General features: G+C 61.7%; 12 protein-coding genes. 7 read left to right on the forward strand and 5 right to left on the reverse strand.

Features of this window, described 5'->3' with window-relative positions:
• Nucleotides 1-17 precede the first annotated feature (17 nt).
• The 5 genes from BJ960_RS13305 (at nucleotide 18) to BJ960_RS13325 (ending at nucleotide 6,582) form a co-directional block, all read left to right on the forward strand.
• A complete protein-coding gene (locus BJ960_RS13305; protein WP_185987639.1) occupies nucleotides 18-1,241 on the forward strand; it encodes a hypothetical protein in 1,224 nt (407 codons plus the stop codon).
• On the forward strand, nucleotides 1,238-2,728 hold the full coding sequence (locus BJ960_RS13310) for an SCO6880 family protein (RefSeq protein WP_185987640.1): 1,491 nt from the start codon (nucleotides 1,238-1,240) through the stop codon (nucleotides 2,726-2,728). The genes BJ960_RS13305 and BJ960_RS13310 overlap by 4 nt, the downstream gene beginning before the upstream one ends.
• Before the next feature lie 329 nt (nucleotides 2,729-3,057).
• Nucleotides 3,058-4,227, forward strand: coding sequence for a hypothetical protein (locus BJ960_RS13315; RefSeq protein ID WP_185987641.1), 1,170 nt, complete (start codon nucleotides 3,058-3,060; stop codon nucleotides 4,225-4,227).
• Nucleotides 4,224-4,724 carry a hypothetical protein gene (locus BJ960_RS13320; RefSeq protein ID WP_185987642.1) on the forward strand — a complete coding sequence of 167 codons (501 nt, stop codon included), beginning with the start codon at nucleotides 4,224-4,226 and terminating at the stop codon, nucleotides 4,722-4,724. Before BJ960_RS13315 ends, BJ960_RS13320 begins: the two co-directional genes overlap by 4 nt.
• A 13-nt stretch (nucleotides 4,725-4,737) precedes the next feature.
• Nucleotides 4,738-6,582, forward strand: a complete 1,845-nt coding sequence (locus BJ960_RS13325; protein ID WP_185987643.1) for a type IV secretory system conjugative DNA transfer family protein — start codon at nucleotides 4,738-4,740, stop codon at nucleotides 6,580-6,582.
• Nucleotides 6,583-7,782: 1,200 nt separating this feature from the next.
• Here BJ960_RS13325 and BJ960_RS17380 read toward each other — a convergent pair.
• The 5 genes from BJ960_RS17380 to BJ960_RS13350 all read right to left on the reverse strand — a co-directional run bounded on the left by BJ960_RS17380 (nucleotide 7,783) and on the right by BJ960_RS13350 (nucleotide 12,847).
• Nucleotides 7,783-8,772 carry an N-acetylglucosamine kinase gene (locus tag BJ960_RS17380; RefSeq protein ID WP_185987644.1) on the reverse strand — a complete coding sequence of 330 codons (990 nt, stop codon included), beginning with the start codon at nucleotides 8,770-8,772 and terminating at the stop codon, nucleotides 7,783-7,785.
• Nucleotides 8,769-9,686 (reverse strand): carbohydrate ABC transporter permease, encoded by a 918-nt coding sequence (locus BJ960_RS17240; protein WP_255808705.1) that lies wholly within the window; start codon nucleotides 9,684-9,686, stop codon nucleotides 8,769-8,771. The genes BJ960_RS17380 and BJ960_RS17240 overlap by 4 nt, the downstream gene beginning before the upstream one ends.
• The gene (locus tag BJ960_RS13340) at nucleotides 9,683-10,567 is read right to left on the reverse strand and encodes a carbohydrate ABC transporter permease (RefSeq protein WP_185987645.1); all 885 of its coding nucleotides are present in this window, start codon (nucleotides 10,565-10,567) and stop codon (nucleotides 9,683-9,685) included. The genes BJ960_RS17240 and BJ960_RS13340 overlap by 4 nt, the downstream gene beginning before the upstream one ends.
• An 80-nt stretch (nucleotides 10,568-10,647) precedes the next feature.
• Complete coding sequence (gene ngcE, locus BJ960_RS13345; RefSeq protein WP_237463446.1) at nucleotides 10,648-12,057, reverse strand: N-acetylglucosamine/diacetylchitobiose ABC transporter substrate-binding protein; 1,410 nt, start codon at nucleotides 12,055-12,057, stop codon at nucleotides 10,648-10,650.
• 37 nt (nucleotides 12,058-12,094) lie between these two features.
• Nucleotides 12,095-12,847 (reverse strand): sugar isomerase domain-containing protein, encoded by a 753-nt coding sequence (locus BJ960_RS13350; RefSeq protein WP_185987646.1) that lies wholly within the window; start codon nucleotides 12,845-12,847, stop codon nucleotides 12,095-12,097.
• A gap of 169 nt (nucleotides 12,848-13,016) precedes the next feature.
• Between BJ960_RS13350 and BJ960_RS13355 the strand changes: the two genes are divergently transcribed.
• Nucleotides 13,017-13,949 carry a MurR/RpiR family transcriptional regulator gene (locus tag BJ960_RS13355; protein WP_185987647.1) on the forward strand — a complete coding sequence of 311 codons (933 nt, stop codon included), beginning with the start codon at nucleotides 13,017-13,019 and terminating at the stop codon, nucleotides 13,947-13,949.
• The gene (locus BJ960_RS13360; protein ID WP_185987648.1) at nucleotides 13,946-14,692 is read left to right on the forward strand and encodes a glycerophosphodiester phosphodiesterase; all 747 of its coding nucleotides are present in this window, start codon (nucleotides 13,946-13,948) and stop codon (nucleotides 14,690-14,692) included. The genes BJ960_RS13355 and BJ960_RS13360 overlap by 4 nt, the downstream gene beginning before the upstream one ends.
• Nucleotides 14,693-15,100 lie beyond the last annotated feature (408 nt).

The raw sequence follows: 15,100 nt of genomic DNA on the forward strand, positions 1-15,100 counted from the left end.
AGTCCAGTATGCGTCACATGGAAGACACCCTGGAGATCGACTTCGATTGCACGCCAATCGATTTGGCCTGCCACGTCTTTGAAACCCAGACGAAGGGGATGAGCGAGTTCCTTGCCTGGGTCGCGGACATCACCATAGGAAACCACTCGATTGCTCCCGGATCGAAGCTGTGGGACAGCGCAATCGGTGAATCGGGGTACTGGTTCAGGATCGCGATCATCGTGTCCCTTGGGATCCTCTCCGTGGGAATCGTGCGGGGTGTCTTCCAAGCAGACATGAAGTGGCCAATCATCGGTGTCCTCGCAGGCATCCCATCAACCTACTTCGCACTCACCCTCGGCGGCGCACTTCTGGAAATATCCGAGTTGATCAGCAAAGACCTTCTCGACCGGCTCGGTGGGGGTGAAGGGTTCGCGGCCGCGATTCGAACGACCATGCAAGTCGGCACTGGCTCAGACACCGGAGGCGCGTTGCTGCAAGTTGCTGGGGTCGGGTTCCTCCCGATGATGATCTTGATGCTTGTCCTCATCCTCGGCATGATCATGCTCAATTTCGCGCTCGCGTTCAGAAACTTCGCAATCATGATCCTCATCGCGTTCGCCCCACTCGCATTCATGGGCGTCACCACGAAGGGCGGGTGGGGGCTCGCGAAGAAATGGTTCAGCGTTGGACTCGCGCTCCTGATCGCGGAGCCACTTATGTTCGGGCTCCTCGCGATGATCCTCCGGGCGACGAAGGGGGCGACCCTGTTTGACGGCGGAAGTCTGACACTTGCGATCGGAATGTTCATGACGGCGTTTATGCCGCTCATGGTGGTGAAGTTCTTTGACTTCCTCGGCGCCGATGCTGTGTCTGCTGACCAGGCAGGCTCACAGCTGGGCCGAAGCGCCAGCCAAGGGTCACGGAATGTGGTTCGAACGGTCTCCGCCGGAAAATCAGGGGCTGCCGGTGCGCGCGGCGGCGGCGCGGCCGCACGAGGTGGCGGTACCGCCGGCAGCAATCGGGCTCCCGGCTCACCCGGCGGAGGCAGCGGAAAGCCTGGTGCGACTGGTGGCCAGGGTGCCGGAAAGCCCGGCAAGAGCGGGGCGAACGGCGGAAGTGGGAAGCCTGGGAGTAACGGCTCTCCCGGTTCGCAGCGGCGCGGTGGCGGTGCGCCGAAGGCCGGCGGGAACCGGTCTCCTGAGACTCCGAAACCAAAGACGAAACCTGCAGCCCCGAAACCGACAAGGGGTGTGCGATGAGCGCAGTAGACCCGCGCGAGCTTGCGAAGGTTCAGTACGCACGCCGCCCCACTCAGGGCGTGATCCTTGGGATCGATAAGTACGGGGTGTGGTCGATCGGGATCGCGGTCATTCCCGTGCTCGTGTGCGTCGTTGCGAGAAACCTCGTCGGTGCACTCGTCGCGGCCGCAATCATGGCGCCACTTGCAGCAGGCGGATTCTTCAAAACCGAAGCAGGGATCCCATGGACGATGCACGTCCTCAAGGTGCTGCAGTTCAAACGCAGAAAGGCAACTGGAATGACGAAGTACCGGCGCAAGACTGGCCCGATCATGAAGGGCCACCTCGAGCTGCCCGGGCACCCCAACCGGTTCGAAATCTGGGAGACCGAAAAGGGCTCCGTCGTGATCTGGGACAAACGCTCACAGATGGCGTCCATCACCTGCGTGGTCGCCTCCCCCGGTATGGCGCAGCACAGCGTCTCAGTGTCGACCCCTGAAGAACGAGAAGGCCTGATCACGGGATGGATGACAGTCTGTGGCGCATGGACCAGGCGACAACAGATAGCCAGAGTGACCGTACAGGAACGCACGCGGCCCGGGTCCGTGGTCGTCGAGCAGCAACAGTTCGACGCGCTAAAGAAGACCGGCCCTCTGGCCGAGTCGTATCAGGACGCACTGAATCTGCTTGCTGATGAGGTCGTGTGGCGCCCGTCGACGATCACCCTCACAATCGACACCGGATCCGGTGCTGGTCGTTCTCTCGTGAAGAGCCACGGAGGCGGCAAGGCCGGCGTTCTTGCGGTGTGTGAGCAGGAGATGGGGTCGACCACTGAGGCGCTCATGCAGGCCGGGTTCACGCGTGTGGCGTGGTGTACGCCTCGCGAATGGGCGGCTACCGGCCGTGGCACCGTCGACCCAGTTGGGGAGACCGCGATCGACGCACGCATCGGGTCCGCGTTTGAAGGTGTCGCCCCCGAGCTCGCCGGCCCAATGTCGCTCGATGAGGACAAAGACTACGCAGAAACCGATTCCGCGTTCCACCGCACCTACTGGGTCGCGGAATGGCCAAGAATCCAGACACTTCCCGGGTTCATGGGAAATGTCGCGTTCGCAGAATCCCACCACGGATACGCAGTCAGGCACACGTTCTCCCTCGTCGGGAAACCCGTCCCGATGAAGGTCGCACTGAAACGGATCTCGAAAGACCGAAAGACGTGGAAACAGAACGCCCAATTCAAACAGGACCGCGCCGGCACCACGATTGCAGACAACGCGGACTGGTTAAACCTCGACGCACGTGAGCAGGACCTCATCGACGGGCAAGGACAACTCGAATTCACCGGCTATCTCGTTGTCACGGCGGTCACTCGTGACGAGCTTGAAGAATCGTGCGCGGCGATGGAGATCTCGGCCGCGAACGCAGGAGTGGAACTTCTGGTCATGAGCTACCAACAACAGGCCGGCCTCATTGCTGTGGCGTATCCGGTCGGGATGGGAATGAAGTAATGGGCCGCAGTCAGGTCATGTTCGATCCGGGAACTCTCACCCGGAAAGAGCGCAAAATCCTTCGTCAAGTTCGGGACGAGCACACTCTTGGTGAGCCGGCGTCTGCCCCAGAAATTGAGGAGCTCCCATTTCTTGGGATGGATGATCGCTTCCGCTCGATCCCACGCCTCAGTCCTCCCCCGCACGTTGGGACGGGGTGGGATTTCGCGGCCGCGAACCCGTTCGCCGCCGCAGACCTCCCCCAAGTCCAGGGCCCCGTTGTCGGAGTTGAACGGCTTTCCGGGGGCCGTGGTTTCATTCTTCACCCCTGGCACATGTACTTGCTCGGCATGGTGTCTTCCCCGAACATTCTTGTGAAGGGCAGCCTTCGCCGCGGCAAGTCGTTCATCGTGAAGCGGCTCGTGACGCTCCTCGCGCTGTTTAACGTGTACTCGATCAACACGAGTGACGTGAAGGGCGAGCACGGTGTGGTCGCGGAAGCGCTCGGCGGACAGGTGTTCAAGGTCGGGTCGTTCGGCACCGATATCCGTGTGAACCCTCTCCAGGCAGGCGAGCGCCACTTCGGTGAATCTGAAGCAGAGCACACGCAGCGCATGCTCGCATCCCGGCAGCAGGTGCTCCAGCTCATCGGAGCGCTCCTTGCCCCCGGATCCAGGAACCTGTTTCCGGCCGAGATTGCGATCTTGAACTGGGCACTCAGTGAGGTGATTCGTGAGACGAACGACCATCCGACGATCCGGAAGGTCATCCAGAAGATCGACTCACCGGAGCTCACCACGGCCCGCGGCGGCATGTTTGAGAAAAGCATGGCGCGCGACCTGGTGCTCATGTTCGATCTCCTCCTCCAGGGAAACCTGTCGGGCATGTTCGAAGACGAGGGAACCATCCAACTCAACCCAGAGTCCCCATACACGGTGTTTGACACGTATGCGATGGAGAAACGTGGAGATCTCGCGCTCGCAATCACGCAGACCATCACGAACTCGTGGGTGCAGAACATGGTGTCGAACAAAGCATCAGGACGTAGGCATCTCGTCATCCGTGAGGAAGGGTGGCGTGACATGAAGACGAAAGCCGCGCTTGAGGCGCACGAGCTGCAGTTGAAACTGTCTGGCGAATACGGCATCACGATGATGATGATCGTTCACGAGGACGGGGACTTTGATACCGGCGGGGAAGAAGAGCGAAACCTCGCCCAGAAACTCCTCCGAGGGTACGCGAACACGATCACGTTCTATCAAAACGAGTCGACACTCAAGCGCGCTGTCCAGGCCGGGACGCTCCGTCAGGGTGAGGCGAACCTCATCAGGGGGTTCGGTCGTGGCGAGTTTATGTTCCGTGCCGGTGAGCGCAGCTACGTCATCGACGGCAACCCGACGTCGACACCGTGGGAGCGACAGCTCTTTGACACTGATGCGGCGATGCGGCATCTCGGCCGAGACACCGACAAGCAGGGCAGCCAAGAAGACAACACACATGTGCAGGGGGAATCCGAATGACGAAAGACAGCGTGACATCGCTCACAGGCGAAGCACGAAAGGCACTCGGGGAACTCTCCCCCACCAGCGACGATCCGCTGCTCAGTGAGGTGTGGGAGCTGTGCGTGTCCGTCACCAACGAAGCAGGCTCCCGGTTCCTCGAACAAGCTCACGGGCCGCTGCTCTCAGCGGCCGCGGAAGTGCGGCTCTACGTCGCGCACCTCGAGCGGGTAGAAAACGTGATCGAGGGATCCCCGCTCAGGGTGCCAGGCCTGGCAGCGAGGCCGCTGCGCGCTGCGGGCCGCTACATCGCAGACACGAGCGACAGCACCGAGCTCGTCGCATTCCTCCGGGAAGTACCAGCGATCGCGTCAGCCTTCGGGGAATACCTCATCCGGGCAGAAGGCCGACAATCCCGCCCGGTCGTCGACGTCTTAGACCTTGCCGTGCGGGCCGGCGCCGTATTCACCGACTGCCTCGTGCGGGCCGTCCCACCTGTGGCGATCGCCAACGACTAGAACGGAAACTCCTATGTCTGACTACCAAGACCGCGTCGCCCCAGCGACGGGCTTTGAGAAACGTCTAAGAACCTTCGGGTTCGCAGAACAACTTGCCCTCGTGATCGGGCTCCCGGCCGCAGCACTTGTGGGGCTACAGTTCTTCGTCCAGAGGCTCGTGACACTCATCACCGGAACGAAATCCTTCACTCCTCTTCCCGTGTTCCATTACATCGGCTTGTGGGGCGCAGCGGACCCTGCAGCCCGCTACGGGGCCGACGGCGCCGGCGCGCTGCACTGGGCGCTCATAGTGTTCATCTCCGTAGCGATCGTGGCCGTCGTGTTCCTGTTTGTACGCGCAGCGTCGAAGCGCCGGAAAGACCCGCAGCGCCGGCCCGGACTCGCAACACGTGAGCAAGTCCTCGAGGAGCTCGGCGAGGAACAACTGCTGACTGAACGCGCGCCGGTACTTCGTCCAGCAGTGCCAGCGTCGAAACTGCGGGCTATGGATGTCGGCTACCGGGTCGGAATGTTCCGGGGCATCGAGTGCTTCCTGAGGGTGGAAGACCCCATGATCGTGATCGGTCCCTCCCGCGCGGGCAAGGGCTGGAATCTGGTGCTTCCGTGGATCATGGACGCACCAGGGGCCGTCGTTACGACGACCTCAAAACTCGACAACGCACAGATGACGATGCAGGCACGTGAACGGGCAGGGTCGAAGGTGTGGATCTTCGCCCCAGGGATCCCGAGCGGGAAAGACTTCGGCCATGTCCTGAAGTGGGACCCCGTCGCCGGCTGCGTGCATGAAGAGACGCTGATCCGTCGGATAAACGGGCTCATCCCCGCTGACGCGTTCTCCGGGTCGACCACGAACGGCGGACACTGGGACACCCTCGGCAAGCAGCTCGCGACCGCGCTGTTCCACGCTGCAGCGTGTGGCGGCCGCACCGTCGACGACATCTGGGGCTGGGTCGCCTCCCCGCGGGCAGCTGAAGAAGCCGTGCGCCTCATCCGGGAACACCCGGAAGGGCTCACCGAGCACGCAACACGGCTTGAGACGGTCATCAACATGCCTCCCGAGCAGCGTGCCCCACAGTGGGGCGTGCTGCCCACTGTGCTCGCATTCCTTGACTCCAGAAGCGCCCGAGACTGGATGAAAATCGGGCAGGACGATGCCGAATTCAACTTCGCGGAGTTCATCCTCCACAAGGGCACCGTCTACCTCATCGGAGACAAGAAAACCTCAGCTAACTATCTCAGGATCCTCGACGGGTTTCTCTCAGAAGTCGACTACGCCTCAAAGGCGATCGCGGCAGGCTCCCCCGGTGGCCGCCTTGACCCGCCGCTCACGTATCTGCTTGATGAGGCAGGGAACTTTGAGTACCAGGGCATGTATGAGCTCATCACCGCCGGCGGCGGCGTCGGCCGTATCGGCGTCGCTGTATTCCAGTCCAAATCGCAGCTGCAGCAGTATGGCGGACAAGAAGGCGCAGACACTCTCTGGGACGCTGCGACGGCTAAGATTGTGCTCCCCGGAGGCGGTGATCCTCGCGCGCTCGAAGACATGTCAAAGCTCATCGGCGAGACGTGGGTCGAACGTGAGTCGTATTCGATGGCGCTGAACGGTCCTGCCCACATGCAGCTCTCTGAAGAGAAACGGGCGATCTTTGAGGGCAGCGAGATCCGGACGCTTGAGAAGGGCATGGCGTTCGTGTTCTATCGAAACTTGCCGCCGTTCCTCCCGAGGACCAGGCCTTTTCATGAGCATCCCCGGTTCGCGGAGTGTCAGAAGGATGCGAAGGATTTCGAGCAGCATCTGCGGGACACGTCCGAGTATGGGGAGGCGATCGCAAAAATGCAGGCCGGGTACCGTGCGTGAACTGAACCCGTGGGCGGTGCGCTCCAACGGACGGGAAGCGCACCGCAGGCGGTACTCCGGCTACATGCGGTCACCAGCTTGGTACCGGAGACGGTATCAGTGGGCGGAAGAAGAAGCCGGCCTCCTGCCTGCCGGAGGCGCAATCGTATGTCTGGGCTGTGGGAAGCCGTGGAAGCTCAAGCAGGACGACCTCCACCACATCACCTATGACCGGCTCGGCATTGAAGAACACGATGACCTCTGGCCCCTCTGCCGAGGCTGCCACACACTGATCCACAACCTTCTGGCATCGACGAAGACGTGGCGGAAGCTCCCTCGTGTGCAAGCAAACCATGTAGCGCTCGAATACGTCCGAGATGAGCGAGAAGGAAAGCTATCGGTTCGGTTTCCTCGAGGCGCTTCATTTTTGCCCGATTACCTCTGATCCAGGAGCGCGCGTGAGGCGTTGTCGAGTCGCGCGGCGCGCACCGAGAGTTACTTGGAGCCGACGTCGTAGGCTGACTCGGCCAAGGCACGACTTGCACAAAGTAATTAGCGAGCCGAAGGCAACGTGGCAGCAACAGGATCTCGACTTTCGGGCGTTACTAACACAGGCAAACGAAATGCCGTTGCTTCACCGTCCAAAAGGCATCAGCAACAGGGGGCAATCTCAGTTAGCGCTTAGAAGGCAAACGCCGATAAGTTCAGAATGCCTTGCCGCCACATGGTATGTGGACGTCGGACGTTCCTTTAGGTGGAAAGTTCCTGAGCCGTCGGGCGTGTGGAGAGGTCTTTTACACATGAAACTGAACGTTCAGCGTCGGCGAGCCCGGGCGCCTCAAGGTTCGGTGGCACCAACCGAGCTCGTGGATGTTGTCCGCGCCGGCGACGTCGGTGAATCTCCGAATACAGCTTCGTTGCACGTAGTTCGATTCGTCATCGTTGACTTCTACCCCCGCACCTGGTGATGCGGCATTAGCTAGAGGACCAAGTCAAGAGCTTTGATGAGATCGAGTAGGCAGGTCTAGGAGCGCACTCGCCTCCGTCTGACAGAGCCCACATGACGATTGCTGCCGGTCAGTTCTAAGGTCTAGCGTATGTCGCGACCTCTCCGAAGACCCCCGGGAGATGACGCATCAAGCTCACAACGACTCGGAATCGAAGTCACTCGTGCAGTCGGCTGGTTACCAGAACGCAGGCCCACTTCAACCCGGGCGGCGCTCATCTTCTCGCCTTCACCTGCGAAAACACAGCTCCAAGCGTTTCGCGAAGCTCTTTAGAACGCGATACTCCTGCTTCGTGCAGTGCCAGCACTGCGGCTCCAACAATTCCATCCTCACATCGCCGAAAATCGGCGTTAGAAAGCTCGACTGCGAGCGAGTTCGAAGGAGCTTTGACGCCAAGGTAGCCGTGAATGAGGACGGACCCACTGCAGGCAATAGGGAGGCCAGCGCCCGATGCGCGGGCGGCCCGAAGCGTCGCTGCCACGTGTTTCGCGCCGACGTCGACAATTTTTGCTGCCACCGAATCGGTACGCGAGTGCAAGAAAGCTAACTTGGCGAGGCGTGCGAGACGCACAGGGGATTCTGAATAGCTGTGCCGTAGGAGCTGCAGCAGGTCCGGATGTCTACCCGAACCCCAGTGCGAGCTGTCTGTTCGGTCGATCCGTTTGAGGACATCCTGCGTGAGCGAGGTTTTTGGGCCGCGTCCATCGATATCTGCCGCAACGGCCTGTGCGACGGCCTGGCCGAGCCAGAATCCACTACCCAGGTCGCCAAGCAGCCATCCTGCTCCGTCAAATACTTCCGTGATTACTGTGCCTTCGACTCGGATAGCGACGCTCCCTGTGCCGACAACGAGGGCGAGGCCGGTCGGTTCGTCGGCGACTGCGAGATAGGCACCCACTGCATCGCCCACTAGCACCACTGGGGTCTCCGTGCGGATCCCCGCGCCAGTCAAGATCGACCGAACTCGGTCAGCGTCGTGTTGTCCGGCCGAGCACACGGCACCCCCTAGGATGCGTTCCCCCGGTGTTCCCGCGGCGTCGAGAGCCGCCGTCAGTGCTGCGACTACCGCCCCATCGGCGGCCTCCCTACCAACGGCTGTCGGGTTACCAGAGCCAGCGATGCCGAAACCGTGAAGTTTTCCTGTGTCATCTACGACTGCAGCGCGAGTGCGGGTGCCACCGGCGTCGACGGCAATGAGCATCATTTGAGCGCTCCTTGTGAGACCGAGGCGAGAAGCCGCTTCTGGAAGATGACGTACACGATGAGCACAGGCAGGATAGTCATCACCGCGGCGGCGAACAGTGCCCCAAAGTCTACGTTGAACCCTGCTTGCACCGCGAAGACCTGTATGCCCTGTGTGAGCACTGACTTGCTGGGGTCGGTGATGAGGATCACGGGAAGCAAGTACTGGTTCCACAGGCCTACAAAATTCAGGAGGGCGATCGCCGACATACCTGGCCCTGCCATCGGCAGCATTACTGAGAAGAATGTTCGCCACTGTGAGGCGCCGTCAATCGCAGCTGCCTCGGCGATCTCGTGCGGAAGACGTTCAAAGAACGCGGTGAGAAACAACACTGTGAATGGGAGCGCGTAGGCCGTATAGGTGACGATGAGCCCCGCGAGCGAGTTCATCAGCCCAAACTGCTGCACGACGAAAAACAGCGGCACGACCGCGAGGAACACGGGGAACGTGAGCCCGGCGAGAATCAGGTTGCGGATCGCGGTGCGCCCAGGGAACTCGAAGCGGGCGAGCGCGTATGCGCACATTGCGCCGAGCAACATCGTGAGCGCGAGCGCCCCGCCGACGACAACAAGCGTGTTCATGAAAAACTCGCCGATGCGTGCGTCAGCCCAAGCGGTCGCATAGTTGGTGAATGACCACGAGCTCGGTAAGGCAAACGGGGAGGCAAGAATCTCCCGGCTCGACTTGAACGAGCTCATGACTGTCCAGAGAAGCGGAACGGCGATCACCACCGTCCAAATGACGAGCACAGCCTGCGAGCCAATTCCGACGAGCCGCTCTGACGGTGCCGATGCGCGCTTCCTGCGCGCGCGGGGGCCGGCCGCGCGAGTCGGTGTGAGCGCCGCCCTGTTCGGTGTAGAAATGGATGAGGTCACCGTGCAGCCTTCTTTCGTGGCCTGTGTGTGAGTCCGACAAAAGCGAATGTGAGCAGAGTGAGTAGGATACCCATGGCGCACGCAAGCCCGAACCGGCCCTCCTGAAACGCTGTCGAGTAGATCTCCTGGGTGATGCCAAGGGTCGACCGTTTGGGCCCCCCGCTCGGGTTGAACGCCTGGAGAAAGACGAATGAGTCGAGGGCAGCGATGCCCGCGTACACGTACGAGGTTTTCACGTTCGCGGCAATGCCAGGGAGCACGATCGACAGGGTGATGCGCATGCGGCCGGCACCATCGAGCCGCGCTGCCTCAAACAGCTCGGTGTCGATGCCGCGAATCGCTGCGATGAATAGCACCATGTAGAAACCCGACGTGGCCCACACCATGGCGGCGATTGTCGCTGCCATCGCGGTCGATGCCTCCCCAAGCCACGCGAAGGATTGAAACTGTTCGAGCCCAATCCCGGTCAGGGCGCCGTTGAGGATGCCGTTGTTCGGGTCGTAGACCTGCGCAAAGATAATGCCGATGATGATCGACGGGATCACGGCAGGAAAAAAGGCGACCACCCGGTAGAACGCTGAGCCGCGCACGCCCCGCACACCGCCGCGGGAGGGACCGGCGATAGTGACCATGACCGCGAGCAGCAGACCAATCGCGAGCGACAGCACTGGAAGCGCCGCGAGAATAATGAGGCTGTTGCGGATCGCGATGAGAAACGACTCGTCGCGAAAGAGTTCGAGGTAGTTGTTCAGCCCAACGAAGCCGAAACTGCCGCTGAAGCCACTCCAATCGGTCAACGAGTAGACGGCCGCCTGCAGCATCGGCCAGATCACGAAGACGAGGTAGAGCGCGAGGGGCACTCCGACGAATACGGCGAGCATAGAGACCCGGTCAAAGCCCCCGCGGGGCCCCCGGGCGCGAGCGCGACCGGGGGCCCCTGGTAGTGCGGTGACGGTCTCGGTCACTTGCCCACCTTGATCTTCACGATCGAGTCGTCTTCGCGAATCTTGTCCGAGAGCTTCTGCATCTCACTTGTGAGCGTGTCGACGTCGATACTGCCCGAGAGGAAGTCGTTCCAGATGCGGGTCTTGTCGTCGCCGAAGGGGTATGCGTCGGTGAAATCCCACGCGAACGCATTTTCGCCTGCGTTGTCGAGCAGGTCTCGGGCCGACACCAGCGATGTGGAGCCGAATCCGTCAGCTGGCACGGTGTCTTTCACGATAGTGAGCGACTTATTGATGCGCGAGAATTCTGCGGCCGCATCAGGAGAGAGCATGACGCGGAGCGTCTCTTTTGCGCCCGCGGCATTCGCGGCATCAGACGGCACTACGAAGCGGTTGCCGCCCGCGAAACGCATCGCCTCATATGGCAGAGCTGATTGTGTGGTGATCGTCGGCGCCGGGGCTCCGACCATCTCGAAGCCATCGGCGATCTCGTCGCCCATCTCGCCCTCGATCCACGACCCGGTCGGGTACATCAGGGCCTCCTGTTTGAGGCTCCACTGCGCCTGAGCCGCCTTGAACTGCGTGCCCGCGCCGCCGGGAATGAAGTAGCCAGCATCGACGATCTCCTTGAGGGCGGTGAACGACTGCTGCACCTCTGGCTGGCTCCAGGAGTCGGCCTCGAGGTTTGCAAGGGAAGCGAGCACATCGCGGCCGCCCTCCTTCACTGCGCTGTCGATGGCGAGCGAGAGATAGTAGGCCGAACCCTCCTTGCCCCAGGTGAAGAGGTACTTCCCCTCTTTCTTTGCGGCGGCGCCAAGTTCCATGGCCTCATCCCAGGTCTTTGGCGCTTCCCAACCGTACTTGTCGAACATCGACTTCGAGTACCACATTGCATGAACGTTGAGCGAGTAGTTGACCGCCGCAAGCTTGCCATCGTACTTTGCGAGGTCGAGCACGCCGGGGTACAGCGTGTCGGCGATGGGCTCGCCATCCAGGTTCATCGCGTTCGTGACCGAGGTGAGGTCTTCGATGTCTGGGAGCATCGACGCGACGGGGATGGAACCTGAGCCGGCGGAGTGCAGCAGGTCTGGTGGTGTGCCAGCGACGAATCGGGGCTGCACTTGCTGGGCGATCTGCGTCGACGGGGTGACCTTCAGGTCAACCTCATGGAGCTCTTGCATGGTCGGGGTGACGGTGTCGAAGAACGCGACGTTGTTCGCGTTATCAAAGATCACCGCGTCGACGGTGCTGCCTGCCGCGACGCCGAACGGGTTCTTCGCATCGCCCGTGGTGTCGCTGCCCTGGCTCGGGCGCTCGGCTGGCCCTCCGGGCGTTGCCGCGCACGCGCCGAGGGAAAGCGCGAGCACGGTTGCTCCCGCTGCTGCCGTGAGCACGCGACGGGACATGGTGAAACGTGGTGTATACATGGTGATCCTTCAAGTCCGTTGAAATTAGGGCAGAGCGTTAGGCGATGCGACGGATGCGCTCGCCATAGTGGGTTTCGTGGCGGCGGTTGTGCTCGTCGCCTCCAGGGATGTTTGCGGAGAGGAACACGGGGGGTGCTTGCCCCGCCCGCCCGAGTCGTTCCGAGATGCCAACGGTGAGCAGCTGCGCGATAAACGCCGAAGTGATCGAGGAGACAGCTCCGACCGGCGTGGATCCGGAGAGCACGGCGTCGCCATAGGGGGCGAGGTTGTCGATAACAATGTCGGCGATTTCGCTCAGGCGCTTTCCGCTCGGGTGGGTTGGGGTGACCCGTGAGGTGTGCTGGAGACTCGTGACCGCAATGACAGGGTGGCCTGCAGCCTTTGCGCGCAGCGCCATACCTACGATGGAACCGTTAACCCCGGAGTTCGAGGCGATAATGAAAGCATCTTGCGGCTCGCGAAGGATCGTGGAGAAGAGCTCATCGCCTATTTCGGGATCACGCTCCAGCGGCGGGAATCCAGTGAGAGCGCTGACGTCACGATTACCGCGGATTACGACGTCTCGAAGCGCGACCTTGTTCGTCGGGATCAGGCCACCGGCGCGACCTGCAATCTCCATCGCGAAAGCCTCGGAATGGCCGGTGCCAAATGCGTGGATCACCCCGTCAGCCGCGACGGTTTCACTGAGAAGTGCGATGGCGGCGTCAAAGCCGCCTTCCTCGGCGGTGCATGTCAGCTGAGCGAGTCGGCGCGCGACTTCATCGTGAAACTCCACGATGCGTTCTGTCATCAGGTTCTCCTTTGATGCGTCTGATCCACGACTAGTGAATCTCTAATACACTTAACCGGGTGAGTGTGAATGATTATTACACGTTGCGTGAACTCTGGGTGAATTGAATGTCAAAGCCGCCTACTTCGCCGCACGAAATCTCGCATTCGCGTCTACGATCGGAGCCAAGATGAACACACACCCCACCCCAGCAGCAGGGGCCGAAGCCACGCGCGGTGCGCTCATCACCGATCGCATTCAGCTCGCGCTGCCGCGCCTCTCGCAGGCGCATCAGCACATCGCGCACTACATTCTCGGCAACATCGAGCAGGTGACCCACCTGTCGGCCGCGCAACTCGCCACAGCTGCGGGCGTCTCGCAGCCCTCCGTGACGAGGTTCTGCCAGGCGCTCGGGCTCGCGAGCTACCAGGCGCTGCTGCTCGGCCTCGCAGAAGAGGTCGGGCACGGCAACGCGACCCTCAATCGTCCGCTTGTCGGCGGGCTCAGCCCAGACGACAGCCTGGAGCAGGTCGCGAACACCCTCACCAGGCTCGACATTGACGCGATGGAACTCGTCGCCCGCCAGCTCGACTTCGCGGCAATTGAGGCCGCGGCCCAGATGATCGCCGGCGCCAGACACACCGACGTCTACGGCGTCGGTGCGAGCGGCCTCATCGCGCAGGAGCTCGAGCTGCGGCTCTTCCGCCTCGGCGTGCCCATCCGGGCCTGGGTCGAAACACACGCCGCAGCCACGTCGGCTGCCCTGCGCAGCTCCTCCGACGCGATCGTCGCGATCTCGGCCTCGGGGCGCACGCGCGAAACCTACGAGGCGCTGCTCACCGGCAAAGAGCGCGGGGCGAAGACCATCGCCCTGACGAGCGACCCGGCCTCACCAGTGGCGCTTGTCGCAGACGTGCACCTCACCACGATGGGCACCGGAACAACGTACCGCACCGCCTCGTTCGCCGCGCGGCACGGGCAACTTCTGCTCGTCGATATTCTCTACACCCGCATCGCCCAGCTCGACCACGATCGGGCCCTAGAAGCCGTTGCAGCGACCGCGCACATTGTCACCAACCACCGGGTGCGCGACGCTCGCCCCGCACAGAAAGACGCAGAATGACAGAGATCTGGGCCCACGCACGAGGCGAGGGCGCCCCAATTGCAAACCTCCTCTCCTCCTACGAACAGGCGGTGCTCGAAGCCCCCGACGGCCTCGAACTCGACGTGCACCGCACCCGCGACGGCCACCTCGTCTGCGCGCATGACCCCGTGCTCTACGACGAGGCCGGCAAGGCCTGGGATATCGGGGCGCTCGACTATGCCGAGCTGAGTCACTACGTCGATCCGCGAACCACAGGCCCTGAGGGGCGTGTCAGCAGGCTCGACGAGGTCTACGAGCTTCTCCGGCCAACGGGCATGCGGCTGAACATCGAGGCAAAGAACCTCGAACGACGCTACCCGATGATGGCCGAGACAATCGCAGCCTCTGTCGCGGCCTCCGGCATGGCAGACCGCATCGTGGTGAGCGCATTTCACCACAGGTTGCTCCTCGACCTGCGCAACCACGCACCGGGCCTCGCGCTCGCGGCGCTCTATGCAGACGGCCTCATTCGTCCGTGGGACTATCTCGCGGGCATCGATATCCAGGAGGCGCATCCGCACTTCACTTCTCTCCGCGACAAGCAAACCGTTGTCGGACTACTGGAAGCAGGAATTACCATCCGTGCCTGGACTGTCAACGATTCATCCCTCTGGTACGAACTTGCGAAATTCGGAGTCCACGCGATTATCACAGACTTCCCGGTGTCTGCACGAGCTGCCATCGGGCGACAAAGAGAATTGCTCTCCGCCCAACGCTCGTAGCGTGTCGCCCGGAGCGCCCTAAGCGCGATAGCATTTAACCCCGAATCCGCCTTAAAGGATTGAAGCGCGATTTGAAGGGTTGCGCAATGCGCATAGGGAGCCCTATACCTGCTGTCATGTCTACTGACCTAGATGTGAGTACTTGAACCAGACCGGTGACAGGTGCCGCGATCTAGAAACGCACTTGGGAGTCAGCGTAATGTTCGGGCACTACAGATCTCGCGAGAGCACCCTCCACTACACACCTGGACGCGGCAGCTAACCGAGGCGGACATCATCTGAACCTGTTTGGTCCATGCGACGTTGCTCCATTTGATGACGCCACCACCACTGCCGCCCCAGCCGCACCCGCGGGAACCATCGTACTTACCCCACATGTTGCCGCGGCCAGGTAGGTAACGGGCTTTG

The sequence above is a fragment of the Leucobacter aridicollis genome (assembly GCF_013409595.1).
Taxonomy (GTDB): Bacteria; Actinomycetota; Actinomycetes; order Actinomycetales; family Microbacteriaceae; genus Leucobacter; species Leucobacter aridicollis.

What these genes read in the sequence shown, in the direction of transcription:
- BJ960_RS13310 (WP_185987640.1), top strand. Translation starts at nt 1,238, where the DNA reads ATGAGCGCAGTAGACCCGCGCGAGCTTGCGAAGGTTCAGTACGCACGC.
- BJ960_RS13320 (WP_185987642.1), top strand. Translation starts at nt 4,224, where the DNA reads ATGACGAAAGACAGCGTGACATCGCTCACAGGCGAAGCACGAAAGGCA.
- BJ960_RS13305 (WP_185987639.1), top strand. Translation starts at nt 18, where the DNA reads ATGGAAGACACCCTGGAGATCGACTTCGATTGCACGCCAATCGATTTG.
- BJ960_RS17380 (WP_185987644.1), bottom strand. Translation starts at nt 8,772, where the DNA reads ATGATGCTCATTGCCGTCGACGCCGGTGGCACCCGCACTCGCGCTGCA.
- ngcE (WP_237463446.1), bottom strand. Translation starts at nt 12,057, where the DNA reads ATGTATACACCACGTTTCACCATGTCCCGTCGCGTGCTCACGGCAGCA.
- BJ960_RS13360 (WP_185987648.1), top strand. Translation starts at nt 13,946, where the DNA reads ATGACAGAGATCTGGGCCCACGCACGAGGCGAGGGCGCCCCAATTGCA.
- BJ960_RS13355 (WP_185987647.1), top strand. Translation starts at nt 13,017, where the DNA reads ATGAACACACACCCCACCCCAGCAGCAGGGGCCGAAGCCACGCGCGGT.
- BJ960_RS13315 (WP_185987641.1), top strand. Translation starts at nt 3,058, where the DNA reads ATGGTGTCTTCCCCGAACATTCTTGTGAAGGGCAGCCTTCGCCGCGGC.
- BJ960_RS13325 (WP_185987643.1), top strand. Translation starts at nt 4,738, where the DNA reads ATGTCTGACTACCAAGACCGCGTCGCCCCAGCGACGGGCTTTGAGAAA.
- BJ960_RS13350 (WP_185987646.1), bottom strand. Translation starts at nt 12,847, where the DNA reads ATGACAGAACGCATCGTGGAGTTTCACGATGAAGTCGCGCGCCGACTC.
- BJ960_RS13340 (WP_185987645.1), bottom strand. Translation starts at nt 10,567, where the DNA reads ATGCTCGCCGTATTCGTCGGAGTGCCCCTCGCGCTCTACCTCGTCTTC.